Origin of the sequence: Erythrobacter sp. (assembly GCF_023653175.1) — a bacterium.
GTDB lineage: Bacteria > Pseudomonadota > Alphaproteobacteria > Sphingomonadales > Sphingomonadaceae > Erythrobacter.
Map to the genome: position 1 here is coordinate 1 of NZ_JAMNXL010000052.1, position 19,544 is coordinate 19,544.

At 67.7% G+C, this 19,544-nt stretch carries 16 protein-coding genes and 1 pseudogene; 7 read left to right on the plus strand and 10 right to left on the minus strand.

The features are described 5' to 3' along the window. Positions 1-8 precede the first annotated feature (8 nt). Positions 9-1,976, minus strand: a complete 1,968-nt coding sequence (locus NBV68_RS07970; RefSeq protein ID WP_296308634.1) for a hypothetical protein — start codon at positions 1,974-1,976, stop codon at positions 9-11. A gap of 187 nt (positions 1,977-2,163) precedes the next feature. Here NBV68_RS07970 and NBV68_RS07975 point away from each other — a divergent pair, with 187 nt between their 5' ends. Next, entirely contained in the window at positions 2,164-4,563 is a 2,400-nt protein-coding gene (locus tag NBV68_RS07975; protein ID WP_296308636.1) for a trypsin-like serine protease, read from the plus strand. Between the two features lie 74 nt (positions 4,564-4,637). Here NBV68_RS07975 and NBV68_RS07980 read toward each other — a convergent pair whose 3' ends face one another. After that, positions 4,638-4,877, minus strand: coding sequence for a hypothetical protein (locus NBV68_RS07980; protein WP_296308639.1), 240 nt, complete (start codon positions 4,875-4,877; stop codon positions 4,638-4,640). A 51-nt stretch (positions 4,878-4,928) separates the two neighbouring features. Continuing rightward, positions 4,929-6,905, minus strand: a complete 1,977-nt coding sequence (locus NBV68_RS07985) for a TIR domain-containing protein (protein WP_296308641.1) — start codon at positions 6,903-6,905, stop codon at positions 4,929-4,931. A 181-nt stretch (positions 6,906-7,086) separates the two neighbouring features. Here NBV68_RS07985 and NBV68_RS07990 point away from each other — a divergent pair, with 181 nt between their 5' ends. The 4 genes from NBV68_RS07990 (at position 7,087) to NBV68_RS08005 (ending at position 9,681) form a co-directional block, all read left to right on the plus strand. Continuing rightward, positions 7,087-7,992, plus strand: a complete 906-nt coding sequence (locus tag NBV68_RS07990) for an SPFH domain-containing protein (protein ID WP_296308643.1) — start codon at positions 7,087-7,089, stop codon at positions 7,990-7,992. Positions 7,993-7,999: 7 nt separating this feature from the next. Then, positions 8,000-8,212 (plus strand): Arc family DNA-binding protein, encoded by a 213-nt coding sequence (locus NBV68_RS07995; protein WP_296308644.1) that lies wholly within the window; start codon positions 8,000-8,002, stop codon positions 8,210-8,212. A gap of 117 nt (positions 8,213-8,329) precedes the next feature. Then, positions 8,330-8,653 carry a hypothetical protein gene (locus NBV68_RS08000; RefSeq protein WP_296308645.1) on the plus strand — a complete coding sequence of 108 codons (324 nt, stop codon included), beginning with the start codon at positions 8,330-8,332 and terminating at the stop codon, positions 8,651-8,653. 35 nt (positions 8,654-8,688) lie between these two features. Next, the gene (locus tag NBV68_RS08005; protein WP_296308646.1) at positions 8,689-9,681 is read left to right on the plus strand and encodes a hypothetical protein; all 993 of its coding nucleotides are present in this window, start codon (positions 8,689-8,691) and stop codon (positions 9,679-9,681) included. On the opposite strand, the gene bchJ is transcribed toward NBV68_RS08005, so the two are convergent. From bchJ to NBV68_RS08035, 6 genes are all read right to left on the minus strand, one after another. Next, positions 9,678-10,289 (minus strand): bacteriochlorophyll 4-vinyl reductase, encoded by a 612-nt coding sequence (gene bchJ / locus NBV68_RS08010; RefSeq protein ID WP_296308648.1) that lies wholly within the window; start codon positions 10,287-10,289, stop codon positions 9,678-9,680. The two genes, NBV68_RS08005 and bchJ, sit on opposite strands and share 4 nt — an antisense overlap. Beyond that, positions 10,279-11,904: a magnesium-protoporphyrin IX monomethyl ester anaerobic oxidative cyclase gene (bchE, locus tag NBV68_RS08015; RefSeq protein ID WP_296308650.1), complete on the minus strand. Its 1,626-nt coding sequence runs from the start codon at positions 11,902-11,904 to the stop codon at positions 10,279-10,281. Before bchE ends, bchJ begins: the two co-directional genes overlap by 11 nt. An 80-nt stretch (positions 11,905-11,984) precedes the next feature. Further along, positions 11,985-12,548 (minus strand): VOC family protein, encoded by a 564-nt coding sequence (locus NBV68_RS08020; RefSeq protein ID WP_296308652.1) that lies wholly within the window; start codon positions 12,546-12,548, stop codon positions 11,985-11,987. Further along, on the minus strand, positions 12,545-13,675 hold the full coding sequence (gene hppD, locus NBV68_RS08025) for a 4-hydroxyphenylpyruvate dioxygenase (protein WP_296308654.1): 1,131 nt from the start codon (positions 13,673-13,675) through the stop codon (positions 12,545-12,547). Before hppD ends, NBV68_RS08020 begins: the two co-directional genes overlap by 4 nt. A gap of 70 nt (positions 13,676-13,745) precedes the next feature. Continuing rightward, positions 13,746-15,296: an acetyl-CoA acetyltransferase gene (locus NBV68_RS08030; protein ID WP_296308655.1), complete on the minus strand. Its 1,551-nt coding sequence runs from the start codon at positions 15,294-15,296 to the stop codon at positions 13,746-13,748. Beyond that, positions 15,286-16,554 (minus strand): acetyl-CoA C-acetyltransferase, encoded by a 1,269-nt coding sequence (locus NBV68_RS08035; protein WP_296308656.1) that lies wholly within the window; start codon positions 16,552-16,554, stop codon positions 15,286-15,288. Before NBV68_RS08035 ends, NBV68_RS08030 begins: the two co-directional genes overlap by 11 nt. Positions 16,555-16,672: 118 nt before the next feature. On the opposite strand from NBV68_RS08035, the gene NBV68_RS08040 reads away from it, so the two are divergent. Both NBV68_RS08040 and NBV68_RS08045 read left to right on the plus strand, forming a co-directional pair. Next, positions 16,673-17,446 (plus strand): crotonase/enoyl-CoA hydratase family protein, encoded by a 774-nt coding sequence (locus tag NBV68_RS08040; RefSeq protein ID WP_296308657.1) that lies wholly within the window; start codon positions 16,673-16,675, stop codon positions 17,444-17,446. A gap of 148 nt (positions 17,447-17,594) precedes the next feature. After that, positions 17,595-18,758: an acyl-CoA dehydrogenase family protein gene (locus NBV68_RS08045; RefSeq protein ID WP_296308659.1), complete on the plus strand. Its 1,164-nt coding sequence runs from the start codon at positions 17,595-17,597 to the stop codon at positions 18,756-18,758. A 326-nt stretch (positions 18,759-19,084) separates the two neighbouring features. Here NBV68_RS08045 and NBV68_RS08050 read toward each other — a convergent pair. After that, a pseudogene (locus NBV68_RS08050) lies at positions 19,085-19,544 on the minus strand (TonB-dependent receptor); the annotation flags it as partial.

Consider the following 19,544-nt stretch of genomic DNA (forward strand, 5'->3'; position numbering starts at 1 on the left):
AAACCGCTCTAGGCCGGGAGCGCGAGGTGCTTGGCGCCGAACACCGACTGCCAGCTCGCGATTTCCTCGACCACGGCTTCGTCGAGCGCGTGGATCAGGTCGGCAGCGGCGGCATAGGTGAGCGCATCGGGCTCGCCTAATAGCAGCAGGCCGATGCGCTCCTCGATCTCGCGCAGCTTCTCCGCCGCGACATGCGAGATCGCGGCAAAGCGCTCGAAATCGCCGAAATAGCGGATCCCCGAAAGGTTCGCGCCGAGCGTCGGGAAGGCAACGCCGAGGAAGGTGAACAGCGGCGAGAGCTGGCCGGCCAGATGCTTGTCGACCAGCCCCGCCGCGCCCGCGCCCTTCAGCAGCAGATAGCCCAGCACCGCGCCGACCGCGAAGGCGAAACAGGCCTCGGCCGCCTTGTCGAGGCGGTGGTGCACGGTCTCCAGCTTGTGCGCCTTGGCTGCGTGATAGGCACGCTGCGCCGAGACGTGCGAGAGCACCGCGCCCTCGAGACCGCTGCGCAGATAGTCCCGCGTCAGCGCCGCGCGCGGCAAGCCGACATCGCGCAGCGCGTGGCGGGAGAAATGCTCGGGCCAGCGCGCCGCGCCGCCGCTGCGGGGCCAGCGCCCGGTGGGCCGCACGACGCCGAGCAGGAGAAGCGCAGGCGCGTGGCGCAGATATTCCGCCACCCGCCGCGTCGCGAACCAGCGGCGATGCCACCCGAACCGCGATCCCGCCGCAGTCATCGCCAGGATCCCGCCCAGCAAGGCAAGCTCGATGGCGGCGAACACCCATTTGTATGCGCCCATCCCGAGCGGCAGATAGGCAAGGCCCGCCACCACCGCCAGCGTCGCCAGCACGAAGTTGACGATCATTCCGCTGCGATAGGCATCGGCGAGGCGGTTGGCGACGCCATCGGCCCAGGCGAACATCGGCATCACTTCCTCGGCCAGTTGGCGCGCGATGCGCGGATCGCCGCCCGGCATGCCGCGCGCCGCAGCGATCATCGCCGCCCCGCTGCCTTCGGCGATCGCCTCGGGCGCCTCGTAGGCAAGCCTGAGCGAGCCGAACCATGCGCCCCCGCCGAACACCCGTTCGATCCGGCGATAGAGCCCGAAGAGGCGGCTCGAATGCGGGCGCCAGCGTTCATTGGCGAGCAGATCGGGGCTCCAGCCTTCGACATTCACCGCAGCCCGGATGATCGCCTCGAGACGGTCGAGATCTGCCGGCGCGGCGGGATCGACCCGCTGGCCGAGCTCCTCCGGCCGGCCGAGGATGCGCCAGCTTTCGGGCCGTGCGGGGTCGATCAGCAGCACCGGCGCGCCCATCGCCAGCGCGGTGGCGACGGTGTGGCCCGTTCCGCCGGGCAGGTTGGCGACCTTGCCGTCCCATACCGCGATGACCAGATCGACCCGCTCGATCATCACCTTGCCGGCGAAAGCAACATTGTCCGACACCAGCGTCTCGAAGGCACGGGCGGCGGCGCGGTCCTCGGGGTCGGCGAGATGGGCGCGCCACAGCGCCTCGATCTCGGCATCACGGTCGGCAAGCTCGAACAGACCGGCCCCGGCGGTGATGGCGCGGATCGCGGCGGCCTTGGCCTCCACCGCAGGATGGGCCGCGGGCCGCCCGGCGAGCAGCGCGTCGACATCCGCCAGCGTGTCGGGATGCGCGTTGATCGCGCAGTTGAGCGCAGCGCCGAAAGGCAGCGGCACGGCGAGCTCCCAGCCGCGGGCCAGGGCCAGTTCGCCTGCGACCTGATCGGTACCGTCGACCAGCAGGCTGTGCAGCCGCACCGGGCCGCGCGTCCCCGGGAGCTCCGCGCAGATCGCATCGATCCGCGCGAACAGCGCCTCGAGCGCGGCGCCGATCGCGGCGGCGTGGGCACAGTAGGCGGGGTTGGTGGCGCGGTGGCCGGTGACCCCCAGCGCCAGATGCGGCAGCCAGCTGTCACGGATCGGCGCGGGCAGGCTGGCAGTCTTCGGCACTGGCGCGATCCCCCGCTTTTTCGCTCGGGCCCGCACCGGACGGCGGCAGGCCTTGCCCGCGTGCTTAATCGCACCCAACGCCCGCTTACAAGCGCGAAGCGCATCGGCTGGGGCCGGTTTGACGCGCCGCCGGCAAAAGCGCATATTTCGCGGCGGCTGCCTGGGGGTTTGCGGGGGAGTGCGGGCGATGCGCGGGAAGCGGGCGATGGGCATGGCGGCGCTGCTGGCGCTGTGGTTCGGGGGCGCGCCGCTCGCCGCGCAGGAACCGCCAACCCCGCCCTATGCTTACGACGGGGTGATTGACTACTCCTCGAGCCTCATGGGCACCAAGTCCGATGCGCAGCTCGCCCGCGAAAAGGCTGCTGCCGATGCCGCTGAGGCGGCGTGCCTCGAAGGCGATGCGGCAGGCTGCACGCGGCTGGGCGAGGCCTTCATGAACGCCGCGGGCCGCCCGTTCAACCGCCCGGTCGCAGAGCTGATCCTGCGCCGCGCCTGCAACGCGGCGGAGGCGCGCGGCTGCTATCTGCTCGCGGAGCTGCTGCTCGGCACGACCGGCAAGGCGGGGCTGCCCGAATCCCTCGAGTTCGCGATCCGCGCCTGCCGCCTGGGATCGCCCGAGGGCTGCTGGCGGGATGCCGACAACATCCAGAACGGGCGGTTCGAAGGGCTCGGCCCCGGAGAAGCGATGGCGCACAGGCGCGAGAACTGCGCGCGCGGGCTGACGGCGGTCTGCATCGATCTCGGCGACCGGCTGGCGAGCTTGCCGGGCACGCCGGAGCAGCGCATCGAGGGCCGCGCGCTGCTCGGCGGGCTGTGCGACAAGGGCAATGCCGATGCGTGCTATTCGCTGGCATGGGCGCTCGACCGTTATGGCGACGGGCCGCAGGACAAGACGCGCGCGGCCGCGCTGTTCGACCGGCACTGCCGCGCCGGCCACGAACCTTCCTGCAAGACCGCCGCCGACGATGTGCGCGATTCCGCGGGGGTGAACGACCCGCGCTTTGCCGAGTACCAGAACCTCGCCTGCGCCGCCGGCGATGCCTTCACCTGCCTGTACCTTGCCGGGGTAAGCGAGCGCAGCGGCCCCGAAGGGGTGCCAGCCGCGATCGCGCTCTTCGACCGCGCCTGCCCCGCCTATGAATATGCCTGCACCCGCGCGGCGGAACTGCGCGCCTACCCCGCGCTTGGCGCAAGCTGCGAGCGCGGCGCGCAGCAGGCCTGCATCGCGCAAGCAGGATGGCTGGTCGAAGAGGAGGGGCCCTATAGGAACCGCCCGCGCGCCGCGCAGCTCTATGCCGCCGCCTGCGATGCGGACGTGACAGAGGCATGCCTGCCTGCGGGCCGCCTGCTGATCGAGGTGACCGCCAATGCGCAGGCCGATGCGGCCGCGATCGAGCGCTATCTTGCGCGCGGATGTGCTGCCAGCGGGGGCGAGGCCTGCAAAGCGCTCGCCGATGCCCTCGCCGAGGGGACTGCGCTGGTGCAGGATCTGCCGCGCGCCGCAGCGCTCTATGCCGACGCCTGCGACACCGGCGACCCGCGCGCCTGCAAGCTCCTCGCCGATCGCGAGGCGAGCGATCCCTCGATCCCGCTGACCCTCGCCACCGACCTCGTGCCCCCCGTGCTCACCCCCGAGGAAGAGGCCGCCGCCGCGCAGGCTGCGGCCGAGCAGAGGGCGCGCGAGCAGGCGGAGCAGCGCGCCCGCGCCTGCCGCGGCTCCGAGGTCGCGTGGGAGGGCCGGATTTATGCCGACGAGGCCTGCGTCAATGTTTCGGCCTCGATCGGCGGGTTCACCATCAACCGGGTCGAGCAGGCCCCGTTTCAGGCCTTGCTGTGGCGTCCGGCGGTGCTCGGCCGGCAGACGGTCGGTTTCCGCACCGCCTGCGGCGGGTCGGTGGTCGCGACCGGCTGGATCATCACCGCCGCGCATTGCACCTATGATCAGGGCTACAGGATCGAGGACCACGATTACCGCATCCGGCTGGGCGTGATCGAGCCCGAGGCGCCCGAGGGCAACACCTACCCGATCGTGAAGGTGATCCGGCACCCGAGCTACTCGCCCAAGACCTACCAGTTCGACGTTGCGCTGGTGCAGTACGATCCGGCGCGCGGGACAAAGGGTGATTTCGCTTTCGGCGCGCGGCGGATCGCGGTCGATACGCGCTCGCTGGCGCAGCGGCCGGTTCGCCCGGGGGCGCCGGTCTTCGCCTTCGGCTGGGGGCGGCAATCGCTGGATGATCCGACCCCGGCGAGGATCCTCCAGGGCGTGCGGCTCGAGCTCGAGGATGCCGCCGCCTGCACCAACCGCACCGCCTATCGCGACTGGCGCAAGGATTCAGTGCTGTGCGCGATGGGCGCGAACCGCGAACAGGCCTGCAAAGGCGACAGCGGCGGGCCGCTCGTCACCTACGAGGACCAGCGCGGCGTGCCGACCCTTATCGGAGTGGTGAGCAGCGGAGAGAAATGCAGCACGACCGGGGTTCCCAGCCGCTACATCCGCATCGGCCACCCGGCGGTGCAGGACTGGCTGGCGAAGAACCTGCCGGGCTTTCGGCGCAGCGCCCCGGCGGCGGCGCGGGCGCGCTGACCGGCACCAAAAAGCCCCGCGCCGGGAGGGCCGCCGGTTGGCACCCTCCCCGCGCGGGGCGGATTTCGCGCGGCTTACTGCGCTTCGGCTTCCGGCACGGCCTTGCCCGGACCGATCGGGTTGCCGGTGCCGTCCTGACCTTCGGCAGCCATCGCGGCCTCATCGGTCGCGTCGGCGGCCGGCGTTTCTTCGGCAGGCATCATCATCTCTTCGGCGGTGGGCTCTGCCACAGGCGCTTCTTCGGTCTTGCCGCCGCAAGCCGAAAGAACCAGCGCGGCGCCTGCCAGGCCTGCGAAAGTCACGATCTTCTTCATGGTATCAACCCCCTGATAGACGCCCATCAGCAGGCGCCGGGTGATGGGCTATCATGACCCGAGGCGCGAAAGCAATTCCTTGAACCGCGCCTCGGAGCGCAAGGGATCGAGCAGCGGGTCGTTGCGGATCCACAGCAAGCCCGGATCGCGTGCGACATAGGCCTTTTCAAGCAGCGCCAGCGCGACAGGGGGCGCGGCGCGCTGGGCCTGGACCTGCGCCTGCTGATACAGCGCGGCATCGCCATAATCGGCAACCAGTTGGGCGAACGCGGCGTCGGAGGCGGCCGCATCGCCGAGCTTGGCGAGGGCGATCGCGCTCGCGGTCAGCTTGAACATCGGCACCTTTTCCGCCCTGGCCGCGACCAGAGCGCCCGCCGCATCGCCCTGCATCAGCCGGGCGACAGCAATGGCGGACTGTGCGCTGACCAGGTTGGGATTGAGCTCGAGGGCCCGGTTCATATAGCCGATCACCGCCGTATAATCGCGCCTGAACAGCGCGATATTGCCTGCCGACCGGAACGCGCGGGCATTGAGCGGGTCAAGCTTCAACACCTCGGCGATCATCCGCTTGGCCCGGTCGCGCTCGGCGGCCTGTTCGGCCCCGAAGGAATAGAAGATCGCCACGGACCGCAGCGTATCGGCATCGCCGACCGCCAGCTTCTCGGCGGCCTGATAATGCGGCAGCGCGGCGCGCCGGTTCAATTGTCCGTTGTTCAGCACGAAACCCAGCGCGACATGCCCTTGTGCAAGCTTCGGCTCCAGGGCGATGGCGCGCTCTGCGGCACCGATCGCCTTGTCATACAGCGACCGCACCTCGATCTGATCGCTTGCCGCATTGGCGATCGCGGACAGCATGTTCGCGCGCATCGCATAGGCGGCGGCGTAATCGGGATCCTTCGCGATCGCGGCATCGAACTGCGTCAGCGCCGCGCGGTCGGTCTCCGGCCCGGCGCCAAGGTCATACAGCGCATAGCCGCGCAGGAAGGCCTCGTAGGCCGCCACCGATCGCGTGCCGCCAATCTCGCCCTGGGCCGCCGCCGCCTGCCGGGCCTCGGCATCGCCCGCAACCTCGGCGACGAGCGAGAGCGCGACGGTCTCGGCGATTTCCGATTGCAGCACGAAGATGCTCTCCAGCGCGCGGTCGTAGGTTTCCGCCCAGCGCACCAGCCCGCCCTGGATCTCGACCAGCTCGGCCGTGACCCTGACCCGCGCATCATCGCGCTGGACGCTGCCGCGCAGGATGCTGCCGACCCCGAGCTTGCGCCCGATCTCGAAATCGTCCTCCCCCGCGATCGCGCTCGAGGAGGTGGGGGCGGCGACCTTGAGGCGCGGGTTGCGCGACAGCACGGTGCGCAACTCGCGCGCAAGGCCGTCGGAGAAGAACTTCTTGTCAGGATCGCCGGTCTCGTTGGCGAAGGGCATCACCACCATCGAGGTCGCCGCCGAGGCCGGGCTGCCGAACAGGCCGAACTGCCATGCGCCGGCAAGGCCGAGGGCCGCTGCCCCGCCCGCGCCGCCGATCATCAGCGTGCGGCGCGACAGCGCGGGGGTCTTCGGCGGGGGCGGGGGCGGAGCAGGCGGAGGCGTCCCGGCGTCTTCGGCCGTGTCACCCAGACGCGCGCGCACCGCCACCAGAATGCGCGCCGCCTCGGCAGCCTCGTCGCGGCCGTCCCAGGCGCTGATGTCGAGCAGCTGGAACTGGCGGAAGCCGAGCGGGGCCATGGTGCCGTCGATGGTCAATGGCACCAGGCACCCGCGCTCGCGCCCGCGCTGCGCCTCGTCGCGCACCCAATGCGAGGCCACCGATGTCGCCGACCACAACACCACCACGCAGGCGCAGGTCTCGAGCGCGGTCTCGGTGCTCTGGAGGTAGTTCTCGCCCCCCTCCAGCCGCCCGTCCCACCACACATCGAACCCCGCCTGCTCGAGCAGGTCGATCACCGGGCGCGCGCGGGCAAGGTCGGTGCGCGAATAGCTGACGAACAGCAGCGGGCGGGTGCCCGGAGCCGTGTTCTCGCCGCTGTCCATCGCTGCCACCCCCTTTCGCGTGTCACTGCCTTGCTGATGCGCGTGCTACAGCCAAACCGCCCCAAGCGCCAAGAGATGATGCGCCGTGGCTTGCGCAGGCCTTTGCGGAAAATCGGCTTGACGATCCTGATCCATGATATAAAAATGATATCACAATTATATCGGGAAATGGAGATTCGTCATGTCCTCTGCTGATACGCCTGCCTTGAACCGCAGCCGCGAATATCCGGCCGCGACCCAGAGCGGCTATGTGATGCTGCTGCTCAGCCTGGTGCTGGCGGTGGCGGCCGTGTGGCTGTTCATCACCGCGGTGCGCGGCGAGGGGCCGCCGGCCGGCCTGCCGCTGATCCTCGCGGCGGTGACGGGCTTTGCCAGCCTGTTCTGCCTCACCGGCTTCTACATGATCAACCCCAACGAGGCCGCCGCGATCCAGCTGTTCGGCGCCTACAAGGGCACCGACCGCAACGAGGGCCTGCGCTGGGTGCTGCCGTGGCTTGCCCGCAAGAAGATCGCGGTGCGCGCCAACAACGTGATCAGCGAGAAGATCAAGGTCAACGATGCACGCGGCAACCCGATCGAGATGGCGGCCCAGGTCGTGTGGCGCGTCACCGACACTGCGCAGGCGCTGTTCGATGTCGACGACTACCGCGAATTCGTGACCGCGCAGATGGAAGCGGCCGTTCGCTCGATCGGCTCGCGCTATCCCTATGACGATATCGAGCATCTCGAGGTGACGCTGCGCGGCAACCACGAGGAAGTCGGCGCGGAACTGCGGATGGCGCTGATCGAACGCCTCTCGGTGGCGGGGATCACGGTGGACGAATGCGGGCTTACCCACCTCGCCTATGCCCCCGAGATCGCCGGCGCGATGCTGCGCCGCCAGCAGGCCGAAGCGGTGATCGCCGCGCGCGCCAAGCTGGTCGAAGGCGCGGTCTCGATGGTCGAACTGGCGCTCACCCAGCTCAGTGAGAAGGACGTGGTCCACCTCGATGACGAGCGCAAGGCGGCGATGGTCTCGAACCTGATGGTGGTGCTGTGTTCCGAACGGGACACCACGCCGGTGGTCAATGCAGGGTCGCTCTACTGATCATGCCATGAGTGCGAAGAAGGCCTTTCCCCTGCGCCTCGATCCGGCGCTTCACGATGCGGTTCAGCGGCTCGCCGATGCCGAATTGCGCAGCGTGAACGCCGAGATCGAGGTGCTGCTGCGCGAAGCGCTGGTGCGGCGCGGGATCGCGGTGGCGCGCCCCGAACCGGCACGGCGCGGCCGTCCACCCGCCGCGGATCATTCCGGGGATTCCACCTAGTGGTGGTAAAGCTTTAATTTTTCGTCGGTTGCCAATCCATTTTGCAGCGCGCGCCATTGCCCATCGCCTGTGACCTGTGTATCAAAAGAGCATAAAAAGAAGTCGCAGGAGACAGAGATGCGTGACAGGGATAAGCCCTTTGTCATGTACCGGCGTGGACCGGGTAACTTCACCATCGTGCCGCGCGGCGTGGTGGGGTGGTCCCAGTTTGCCGTGTGGATGGCCCTGCTCGGGGCGCTGGTGGTGTGGTTTGCCGAACATACCGAATTGAACAGCCGCAGCGCTGACTATTATTTCGGACTCGCGCTGTTCGGCATCGGCGTGTTCGTGTGGATGGTCGCGGGCCTGTGGTGGATGATCGTCCGCGCCGAGGTGGTCGATATCGTCGAACTGATGCGTGACCGCCAGAGAGAGCAGCGCAAGCGGCGGCGCAGGCGCTGAGGAACAACTGCCGCGCCCGGGGCGTTTCTGCGATCATGCCCGCCCGCCGACCCATTGCCCCTCTGCTCGCCATGATGGCCGTGATCGCGGCGCTGGCCGGGAACCCGGGCGCGCAGGCGCAGGACAGCGGCACCCCGCCTGCCGGCACCGCTCCCGTGCCGCCACCCCAGCCGCTTGCCGAGGAGCTGGTGCTGCGCGGCGACAATATCATCACCCTATTGCTGGGCGGCCTGCCGATGCGGTTCGAGGTCAGCGCCGAGGCCTTCGGGCTTCCGGTCGTCAACCCCTCGGCCGCGGCGCAGGCGTTGCTCGTTGCCGATGACCGGCGCGGGTGGCGCTTCGGGCCGGTGGTGGTCGAAGGCGAGACCGCCAGCGCGCTTGTCGATTTCGGGGCGGGGGCCGTGCCGCTGGCCGTCAGCTGGTCGGACCGCGCCGCCTCGGACAAGGCCGACGGGGTGATCGGCGTGCATCACATGCCCTACAAGCGCGTGACCTTCAGTTTCCGCGATCCTGCGCCGGACGAGGTGCTCCAGCGCTTTCCCCTGCGCCGCGCGGGCGGGGACAGCAACACCCGGCTCGGCACCGAGGTGATGGTTGGCAAGAAGAAGCTGATGATGATCTTCGTCCCCGAGCGACCCGAAAACCTCATCACCGCCCCCACCGCCAATTTCATCGCCACGCATCAGGAAGGCGGGTTCGAGCCCGGGGCGAACGGCATCGCGGTGATGGACTTCGGTGTCGAGCGCCCCACCCGGATGATGCGCATCGCCGAGCCGATCCTGCTAGGCGACCTCGCGATCGCGCGGTTCGCGGTGCGGATCGCAGACTATGGCGAACCGCGCCGGGTGGGCGAGATCGCGGCGGATGACCCGCGTTTCGATCCGGGCACGATCCTCGTCAGCCGCCGCAAGGGGCGCGGGAAGCCCGACCTGCTCACCCGCATCGGCCGCGACCAGATCGCGCATTGCTCGTCGATCACCTACGATCTGGCAGGCGGAGAGATCCGCCTGTCCTGCGCCCCCCGTTAGGGTCGGCGGCGCGTGATGGCGTAGCTGCGGGCCAAGTCGCAGGGCATATCGGGCGCGATCATCCGGCAGGTGCAATCATCCGCGACCAGCACGCGGTAAAGCCGGGTGAAGACCGCCGCATACCATAGAAACAGGCTTTCGGGCGGCGGCAGGGTGTCGCCCGCGGCCTCTCGGTCAATGGTGAAGTGCCATGCGTCGGCCGCGACGAAGGCGCCTCCCCCGACGAAGGTCCAGGCGTGCTTCCCGATCGCCGCCATCAGCAGCGGCGCGGCGGCGCGGGCGGGGAGATGCCGCAGCAGCCACCCGGCGGCGCGCGGGATGCGATGGGCGATGATGTAGTCCGCCGTGCGCGCGCCCGCTTCCTCGGCGATGACCAGTGCCCCCATCGGCACGTGCATCGCCAGCCAGCGGTGCAGCCGCAGCGCCTCGATCTCGGGGATCATGTTTTCGCCGCTGGGCAGCCGGGTGATCTGCGCATCGGCAAGGATGGCGGCGGTCTCGGCGTGGCCCAGCCGCTCCTCCATCACCGCCACCGTCTGGAGCACGGCATTGGGCCCGATCAGCGCGCCGGGCTTGCGGCGGCCGAGGATGCGCCGCTCAATCGACATCGATCCGATCCCGGTTGCGTTCCTTTCCTCTGGCCTCACCCCGCTGCTTCATCTGCGCACGCACCGCCTCGCGGCGCTCCTGTGCCTGCGCGGCCTTGTCGGCGTTGGTCTCCCAGTCGGTCGCGGCGTCGGCGGCGGCAAGGCGGCTTTCGTCGAAGTGCCAATCGAGCTGCTTTTTGGTCTGCGGGCCCCAATAGCCCGCCTTGCCGAGATCGTAGAAGGTGCGCTTGAACCCGGCGCGCAGGAACGCCCACAGGCATCCCAGCAGATAGCGCCGCCGGAAGCCTGTGCCGCGCCACGGATAGTGGAACAGCGCCTTTCGCATGTAGAACCGCCGGTAGTTCTTCATGACGCCATCCAGCAGTTCCCCGCGCTCCATCGCGGCCGGCTTCATGATCGGCGTCACAAAGTTGTACTTGCTGAAATCGTGGACCTCGACCTGGTCCTTCAACGTCTCGAACAGCGGGGTGTAGGGCCAGGGCGTGTACATCGCCCAGTTGGCAAGATCGGGCTGCCAGTCCCACGCCATCTGGAAGGTGTCCTCGAGCGTCTCGGGCGTTTCATTGTCGAGCCCGACGATGAACTGCGCCTCGACGAAGATGTCGGCATCGCGCAGCAACTTGATCGCCTGCTTGTTCTCCTCGACCTTGGTTTCCTTGTTGAACCGGTCGAGCTTCATCTGCGCCGCCGCCTCGGTGCCGAGGCTGACATGGACGAGGCCGGCCTTGCGGTAGAAGGGCAGCAATTCCTTGTCGCGGTAGATGTCGGTGACGCGGGTGTTGATCCCCCACTTGACCTTGTCGGGCAGACCGCGGTCGATCAGCTCCTGGCAGAAGCGGATGAAGGCCTTGCGGTTGATGGTCGGCTCCTCGTCGGCGAGGATGAAGAAGCCGACGCCGTGCTTCTCGTGCAGCTCCTGAATTTCGTCGACCACGTGCCTAGGATCGCGCACGCGGTAATCGCGCCAGAACTTCCACTGCGAACAGAACGAGCAGGTGAAGGGGCAGCCGCGCGCAAGGTTGGGGATGGCGACGCGGGTGCCCAAGGGGATGTAGGTGTACTGGTCCCAGTCGAGGATATTCCAATCGGGTTTTATGGAACTCATGTCCTTGATGGTGTCTGCCGCTTCGGTGGCGACCACCTTGTCGCCCTCGCGGAAGGCGAGGCCCTTGATCGCGCGGGCATCCTGCGGCCAGCGGCCTTCCTTGATCGCGATGAACAGCTCGACCGCGATCTCCTCGCCCTCGCCGCGCACGATCACGTCGATATGCGGCGCTTCGGCGAACACCTGCGCATACATGAAGGTCGCGTGGATACCGCCCAGCACCCTGACCGCCTGCGGCACATGGAGCGCGGCGATCTCGAGCACGCGCTCGGCGGCATAGATCGAGGGGGTGATCGCGGTGGTGCCGACCACATCGGGCTGGAGCGCGGTCATGCGCTGGCGCAGTTCGTCGTCCGAAAGCCCCTCGGTCATCGCGTCGATGAAGGTGATGTCGTCGAACCCTGCCCGCTTCAGCGGCCCGGTGAGATAGGCGACCCAGGCAGGCGGCCATGTCCCGGCGATCTCGGCCCCGCCCGAGCGGTAGTTGGGATGGACGAACAGAATGCGCATGCTGCGACTCCCCCTCTTGGATGGTGCCAAGGTGGGGGAGTTGCCCGCTATGCGCTTTGCGTTGGATCAAATGTTAAAGGTCAGCTCTTCGCCGCGTGCTCCGCGCGGGCGATTTCGTGCAACCAGTCCGCGTGGCGCGGGGCCGTCTTGGTCTCAGACCATTCCTCCAGCATCACCGGGGCGACGCGGGCGAGTTCGGCATATTGCTCCGCCGTGCCGATATTCGCCGCAAGCTCCACACGGTGCCCGTTGGGATCGAAGAAGTAGATCGACTTGAAGATCCCGTGATGCGTCGGGCCGAGCACGTCGATCCCTTGCGCCTCGATATGCGCCTTGGCGGCCAGCAGCGCGGCTTCATCCGGCACCTTCAGTGCAAGGTGCTGCACCCATTGGGGCGTGTTCGGGTCCTTGCCCATCTCCGGCTGATTGGGCAGCTCGAAGAAGGCGAGGATGTTGCCGTTCCCCGCATCGAGGAAGATGTGCATGTAGGGGTCATACTCGCCGGTCGAGGGCACGTGATCCTCGGCAAAAGCGGTGGTATAGGTCATGCCGAGCACGCGGGCGTACCATTCGACGGTCTCCTTGGCGTCCTTGCAGCGATAGGCGGCGTGGTGGATTCCGGCGAGGTTCACGGGGTGGGTCATTCCGCCGGCTCCTCGACATTGAGCACGCCGCGGATGATCTGGTCCCGCTCCATGCTTTCGAACAGCGCCTTGAAGTTGCCCTCGCCGAAGCCCTCGTCGCCCTTGCGCTGGATGAATTCGAAGAACACCGGCCCGACCTGCGCCTGCGCGAAGATTTGCAGGAGGAGACGGGGGCTGCCGCCTTCCGTGGTGCCGTCGAGCAGGATGCCGCGCATCTTGAGCGCGTCCACATCCTCACCGTGGCCGGGCAGGCGCTCGGCGAGCATGTCGTAATAGGTCGCGGGCGGCGCAGTCATGAAGGGGACGCCGAGCTTCTGGAGGCGATCCCAGCAGGCGGGAAGATCGTCGCAGATCAGCGCGATGTGCTGGATGCCCTCGCCGTTGAAGGCGCGCAGGAACTCCTCGATCTGGCCCTTGCCGCCTTCGCCTTCCTCGTTGAGCGGGATGCGGATCTTGCCGTCGGGCGCGGTCAGCGCCTTCGACGTCAGCCCGGTATACTCGCCCTTGATGTCGAAGAAGCGGATCTCGCGGAAGTTGAACAGGGTCTCGTAATAGTCGGCCCAGTACTTCATCCGCCCGCCATAGACGTTGTGGGTGAGGTGATCGATGGTGTGGAAGCCCGCGCCTTGGGGGCGGCGCTCGACACCGGGGAGATATTCGAAATCGATGTCGTAGATTGTGAGACCGTTGCCGCCCGACGCGCCCTCGTAGCGGTCGACCAGATAGAGGATCGCCCCGCCGATCCCGCGGATCGCGGGGATACGCAATTCCATGACGCCGGTCTGGACGGCTACAGGCTCGGCACCCTTTGCGATCAGGTGATCATAGGCGGCCGCCGCATCGCGCACGCGGAACGCCATCCCGCAGGCCGAGGGGCCATGCTCGCGGGCGAAGTACCAAGCCGCGCTCTTGGGCTCGTAGTTGGCGATCAGATTGATGCCGCCCTGCCGCCACAGGTGCACGTCCTTCGAGCGGTGCTGCGCCACGCGGGTGAAGCCCATCGCCTCGAACACCGGCTCGAGCATGCCCTTCTCCGGCGCGCAGAACTCGACGAATTCGAACCCGTCGAGACCGGCAGGGTTGTCGAAGAGGTCTTGCCCCCCTTGCGTGGTGGTCGGCGCGTTCATCGGTGATCCCCTCCGGTGGCGAGATAGTTACAATTGAAACTACTTACCGCAAAAGGGCGATTCGCGCAAGCTAGCCCGCCACCCTCCCCACCGTCCGCCCCCGCTCGTCCTGCGTAAGCGAGAGGCGCTTGCCGAAAGGCTCGCCGCCTTCGAAGGCCTCGGCGGTGGCGGGGTCGGCGAGGTCAGCATTGCCCACCACCCGCTCGCCCGCGTCGCTGCGGCCGATGAAGATCGCCTCGGCGCCCTTGGGGCCACGGTTGATGGTGTAGGTCTCGACCGTCGCGGCATCGACAGCTCCCTTGGCGGCAGGCACCTTGTCGGTGGCCTTGGGGAGCACGGCGAAGCGGTCGTTGCCGCTCCAGTCGGCCGGATCGGTGGAGTAGATGCCGGTCGCATATTTGCTCATCCACCCGCCATTGGCGCCGACCAGCGCGTAGCTGCCCCGGTCGGCGCGCACCCGTTGCACCGCCTCGGCGATGGCGTGGGCCGAGTAGTTGTTCCCCGCCCCGCCGAAGAACGGCAGGCCCCCGGTGAGCGTCAGGCCCCTCGGGTCGTCGACACCGAGGCCGAAATGATCGCACTGGTTGAACACGGGGATCGCGAAGCACGAATAGAAGTCGATGTAGCGCATCGCCTCGATGCCCTTCCCCGCCCGCGCCAACGCCGCATCGACGGATGCGAGCGAGGCGGGATTGCCCGCCAGATCGGGCCGCTGCGAGAGCTTCAGCTCGGTCGCGGCGGTGACGGCGTGGATGTGCACCCACTTGTCCTCCGGCACGCCGAGTTCGCGCGCCAGCCCCGCGCTGGCGACGATGATCGCGGCGGCCTGATTCACCTGATCGCGGGCCACGGTCATGCGCGGATAGGGCTCGGCGACGATGCGGTTGCGGTCGGTGACGGTGGCGAGTTCCTCCGCGCTTCGCTCCACCGGCGCGGCGGAATGCGGGTTGGCGGCAGCCACCCGGGTGAAGGGCGCGAACAGCTTGCCGATTTCGAGCCGATATTCTTCCAGCCCCATCCCCAGCCGGTGCCGCCGCGCGTTTTCGGCGAGGGCATAGAGCGGGATCGCCCCGCTGGCGCCGTGCATGAACAGCGCGGGCTCCAGCAGCTCCTCGACGCCAAAACCCTGATCCTCGAAGTCGCCTTCGATCTCCTCCGACCAGTCGGGGATCTCGCCCTTGGCCGAGAGCGCGAGCACGGTCGAGATCGCCTCGGAGCCGACGATCACCGCACAGCGGCTGTCGCCGCCCGCGATCGCGCTCGCAAATTCGCCCACCAATTGCTGGTTGGTCTGCCCGCCGGTGGTGGTGAGAATCGCGCAGGCGGGGTTCGCGCCGACACGGCTCGCAATCGCGCGCGGCACGTTGTTCGCAGCCCCAAACGGCGGCTTGCGATCCGGGCGCGACATCTCGAAAGCGCGGATCGCGGCGAGGGTGTCGATGGCGCCTGCCACCGAACCCGACGCCCCACTGTCGTCAATCGCCCTCGCCAGCGCCCGTCCGGCAAGATCCATATAGGAGAGGGCGGCATAGCCCGGCTCGCCGACCCTCTCCGAATATTGGCCCACCCCGATGATCACCGGGGTGTTGTCTGCGACATAGCCCCCCGGCTTAGTCGACAAAGTCTTCGACCCGCTCGACGATGATCGCCGGGGCCATGCCGCCCGCCGCGCACATGGTGACGAGGCCATAGCGACCGCCGCGCCGCTCGAGTTCGTCGACCACGGTGCCGATCAGGATCGACCCCGTCGCGCCGATCGGGTGGCCCAAGGCAATCGAGCCGCCGTTGACGTTGACCTTGTCCCAATCGAGCTTGAGATCGCGCACGAACTTGGCGGCGACCACCGCGAAGGCCTCGTTGATCTCGAACAGGTCGATATCGTCGGTGGTGAGGCCGGCCTTGGCGAGCACCTTCTTTGCCGCAGGCACCGGCGCGTTGAGCATCAGCGTCGGATCATCGCCCATATTGGCGGTGGCGACGATGCGGGCGCGGGGCTTGAGGCCATGGCTCTGGGCGTAGTCCTTCGAGGTGATCAGCACGGCGGCCGCCCCATCGACCACTCCGCTAGAATTGCCCGCATGGTGAAAATGCTGGATCTCGAGATCGGGATACTTGTTGTTGATCAGCTTGCGGAAGGTCGTGCCCGCCTCGTCGAGCGGCACGTCGGCGATCTTGGGGAAGGCCGGCTCCAGCTTGGCGAGGTCTTCGCGGGTGGTCTGCGGGCGGGGATATTCGTCGCGGTCGAGCAGCACCGTGCCGTCATCCGCCACCACCGGCACGACCGACTTGGCGAAGCGGCCCTCGCCAATCGCTTCGGCGGCGCGCTGCTGCGAGCGGTAGCCGACTTCGTCCAGCTCCTCGCGGGTGAAGCCTTCCTTCGATGCAATCGCATCGCCGCAGATGCCCTGGTGCGACTGCGGGTGCACCGCCTGCAGGCGCGCGTTGTAGCTGCCCATCATCGGCGGCTTGATCCCGGCGCGCATCTTCTCCTGGCTCATGGCGGCGGTGAGGCTCATCATTTCGGTGCCGCCTGCAACGACGCAATCCTCCATCCCGCTCATCACCTGCGCGGCGGCCAGAGCGACGCTGGTGATCCCGCCGCCGCAGAAGCGGTCGAGCGTGGTGCCGCTGGAGGTGATGTCGTAGCCTGCATCGAGCGCGGCCATCCGCCCCATGTCGCCGGCCTGCATCCCGTCCTGCGTGCTCACCGACCAGATCACGTCGTCGACGGTCTTGGTGTCGAGATTGTTGCGGTCTTTGATCGCCTTCAGCACGGTCGCGGCAAGGTGCTGCGGGTGGCACGCGGCGAGCGCGCCCTTCCCCTGCTTGCCGATCCCGCGCGGGGTGCGCACTGCGTCGATGATGTAAGCCTCGGCCATGGGTGATCCTCTTCCGTCATATTGAAATTGCGGTTGACGTCTCCGTAAACCCACTGCACCACTCGCACAAGAATTGCGTTTCAAAATGCAATCACAAATTTGACAGGAGAGAGATGCCGTGAGCGAGACCGCTGCCCCTGAAGTGCTGACGCAAGTGGAGGACGGCGTCCTCATCGTCACCATCAACCGCCCGGAAGCCAAGAATGCGATGACCAAGGCCGCCGCCGAGGGAATTGCGGCGGCGATGGACCGGCTCGACGCGGAAGACGATCTGCGCGTCGGCATCCTCACCGGCGCGGGCGGGACGTTCTGCTCGGGCATGGATTTGAAGGGCTTCCTGCGCGGCGAATCGCCGAGCGTCGAGGGCCGCGGGTTCGGCGGCGTGGTGCAGGCCCCGCCCAAGAAGCCGCTGATCGCCGCGGTGGAGGGCTATGCGCTGGCTGGCGGCCTCGAGCTGATGATCGCCTGCGATCTGGTGGTGGCGCATGCGGGCGCCAAATTCGGCATCCCCGAAGTGAAGCGCGGCCTTGTCGCGGCGGCGGGCGGCGTGATGATGCTCCCCGACCAGATCCCCGAGCGTGTGGCGATGGAGCTCGCGCTGACCGGCGATTTCATCGATGCGAACCGCGCCTTCCAGCTCGGCCTGATCAACGAAGTGACCGACGGCAGCGCGCTCGATGCCGCCAAGGCACTCGCAGGCCGGATTGCCGCCAACGGCCCGCTCGCGGTGCGCGTCTCGAAGCAGATCGTGAAGGAATCGCGCGGCTGGGCGATGGACGAACGCTACGCCAATCAGGGCAAGCTGATCGGCCCCGTCTTCGTCAGCCACGACGCCCGCGAGGGTGCCGCCGCCTTCGCCGAGAAGCGCAAGCCGAACTGGACCGGCAAGTAAGGCTGGCGCGGGGGCGTGCGCGGGTCGTTGCCATGTGGTTGCGATGTCGTTGCACCTCTTGTCCGGCCAGTTGCTGTCCCAAACCTCTGAAAATCCGATGTTTCACGTGAAACATTGTGGCTTTTGCTGATCACCAGGAGAGAGAGAAATGCCCGTCATCGACGTGCCCCAGCCGGCCTTCATGGAAGAAGAAGAGATCGCCATCTTCGCCGACGCGGTCGGCAAGTTCTACATGCAGCACGCCCCCGAAAAGCGCGTCCACAAGTGGCGCGAGGACGGGATGGTCGAGCGTGAGTTCTGGCGCGAGGCAGGAGCGGCAGGCCTGCTCGGCGTGTCGGTGCCGACCGAATATGGCGGCCACGGCGGCGACTTCCGGCATGACATGGTGGTGATTTCCAAGCAGGGCGAACACGGCGTCGACGGCTTCGGCGCGAGCCTGCACAACACCATAATCCTGCCCTATCTGGTGCGCCACGGCACTGAGGAGCAGAAGCAGAAATACCTCCCCCGGCTGGTGAGCGGCGACCTCGTCAGCGCCATCGCGATGAGTGAGCCCGATGCGGGGAGCGACCTGCAATCGATCAAGACCACCGCGCTGAAGGACGGCAACGGCTACCGGCTCAACGGGTCGAAGACCTGGATTTCCAACGGCCAGCTCGCCGATTTCATCATCGTCGTCGCCAAGACCGATCCGGCCGAGGGCGCCAAGGGCATCTCGCTGCTGCTGCTCGAGACCGAGGGCGCGGAAGGCTTCCAGCGCGGCAAGAAGCTCGACAAGATCGGGCTGGATGCGCAGGACACCAGCGAGCTGTTCTTCGACAACGTGTTCATTCCGGCCGACAATCTGCTGGGCGGTGTGGAAGGGCGCGGCTTCTACCAGCTGATGGGCGAGCTGCCGCAGGAACGTCTCGTCATCGCCATGGGCGCGATGGCCGGGATCGAGAAGGCGCTCGACGTGACCGTCGACTACGTCAAGAACCGCAAGGCCTTCGGCAAGACGATCTGGGATTTCCAGAACACCCAGTTCACCCTCGCCGACCTCAAGGCGCGCGGCACCGCTGCCCGCGTCTTCGTCAACGACTGCATCGCCAAGCTGCTCGAAGGCAAGCTCGACGTGGCGACCGCGAGCATGGCCAAGTACTGGGTGACCGAGCTGCAATCGGAAGTGGTCGACAAGTGCCTGCAATTCCACGGCGGGGCAGGCTACATCAATGACTACGCCATCGCCCGCATGTACCGCGACACCCGCATCGCGCGGATCTATGGCGGCTCGAACGAGATCATGAAGATGCTGATCGCGCGTTCTATGTGAGCGTGCCCGCCTCCGCGGGCACGTCCTCGGTGCTGTTCCTCCACTTCGCTGCGCTACGTTCCGGGCGCCTGCGGCTCGCGCGCGTGCGCTCGCGGTCGCTGCGCGACCGAACCAGCGCTTCCTTCCTCGCTCGCGTTTGGCGCTGAACGGCCCCGCAGGGGCCGCAAGGCCGAACGGCCGCCCGCAGGTGCTCAAGTCCGCAGGACTTGAAACAGCACCGAGGACGAGGGCGCGGAGGCGCCCTCGCAAAACAGGAAAGGGCGGCCCAGTTTCCCGGACCGCCCTTCCTCTCCCGCTCCTTTGCGGAGCTAACTTGTTCTGTGCCCTTAGAACTTTGCGCGCAGCGTCACGCCATACTGCCGCGGCGGCAGGGTGAAGGCCGAGCGCGAGTTGGTCGCGCCGGTGCTGCGCAGCGTGGTGTTGAAGGTCACCCCGCGCACCACCTCGTCGGTGAGGTTGTTGACCCAGCCCTCGATCGCATACTTCCCGCCCGCAAAGCGCAGGCCGGCGCGCGCGTTGACGAAGGCCTTGCCGTCCTGCACGTCGGCGACGATCAGCGGCTGGGCCGCAACCGCCGCGTCGACCCCGAGCGCGGCGATCTGCGCCGCGCTGGGCGGGACGATCGCCTGGGTCGAGGTGCGCTGGTCGTCTTCCACCCGGACCTGGCCCGAGAGGAAGAACTCGACATCGTCGCTGATCGGCTTTTCCCACATCGCGCCCGCCAGCGCGATGATCCGCGGCGCATTGGTGAGGTCGTTGCCGCACAGCGAGACCACCTGCGGCGCG

Excerpts from the sequence above, each read along its gene's own strand:
- NBV68_RS08035 (WP_296308656.1), bottom strand. The coding sequence starts at position 16,554 with ATGGCCGAGGCTTACATCATCGACGCAGTGCGCACCCCGCGCGGGATC.
- NBV68_RS07980 (WP_296308639.1), bottom strand. The coding sequence starts at position 4,877 with ATGAAGAAGATCGTGACTTTCGCAGGCCTGGCAGGCGCCGCGCTGGTT.
- NBV68_RS07985 (WP_296308641.1), bottom strand. The coding sequence starts at position 6,905 with ATGGACAGCGGCGAGAACACGGCTCCGGGCACCCGCCCGCTGCTGTTC.
- NBV68_RS08020 (WP_296308652.1), bottom strand. The coding sequence starts at position 12,548 with ATGACCCACCCCGTGAACCTCGCCGGAATCCACCACGCCGCCTATCGC.
- NBV68_RS08005 (WP_296308646.1), top strand. The coding sequence starts at position 8,689 with ATGCCCGCCCGCCGACCCATTGCCCCTCTGCTCGCCATGATGGCCGTG.
- hppD (WP_296308654.1), bottom strand. The coding sequence starts at position 13,675 with ATGAACGCGCCGACCACCACGCAAGGGGGGCAAGACCTCTTCGACAAC.
- NBV68_RS07975 (WP_296308636.1), top strand. The coding sequence starts at position 2,164 with ATGCGCGGGAAGCGGGCGATGGGCATGGCGGCGCTGCTGGCGCTGTGG.
- NBV68_RS07995 (WP_296308644.1), top strand. The coding sequence starts at position 8,000 with ATGAGTGCGAAGAAGGCCTTTCCCCTGCGCCTCGATCCGGCGCTTCAC.
- bchE (WP_296308650.1), bottom strand. The coding sequence starts at position 11,904 with ATGCGCATTCTGTTCGTCCATCCCAACTACCGCTCGGGCGGGGCCGAG.
- NBV68_RS08045 (WP_296308659.1), top strand. The coding sequence starts at position 17,595 with ATGCCCGTCATCGACGTGCCCCAGCCGGCCTTCATGGAAGAAGAAGAG.
- bchJ (WP_296308648.1), bottom strand. The coding sequence starts at position 10,289 with ATGTCGATTGAGCGGCGCATCCTCGGCCGCCGCAAGCCCGGCGCGCTG.
- NBV68_RS08000 (WP_296308645.1), top strand. The coding sequence starts at position 8,330 with ATGCGTGACAGGGATAAGCCCTTTGTCATGTACCGGCGTGGACCGGGT.
- NBV68_RS07990 (WP_296308643.1), top strand. The coding sequence starts at position 7,087 with ATGTCCTCTGCTGATACGCCTGCCTTGAACCGCAGCCGCGAATATCCG.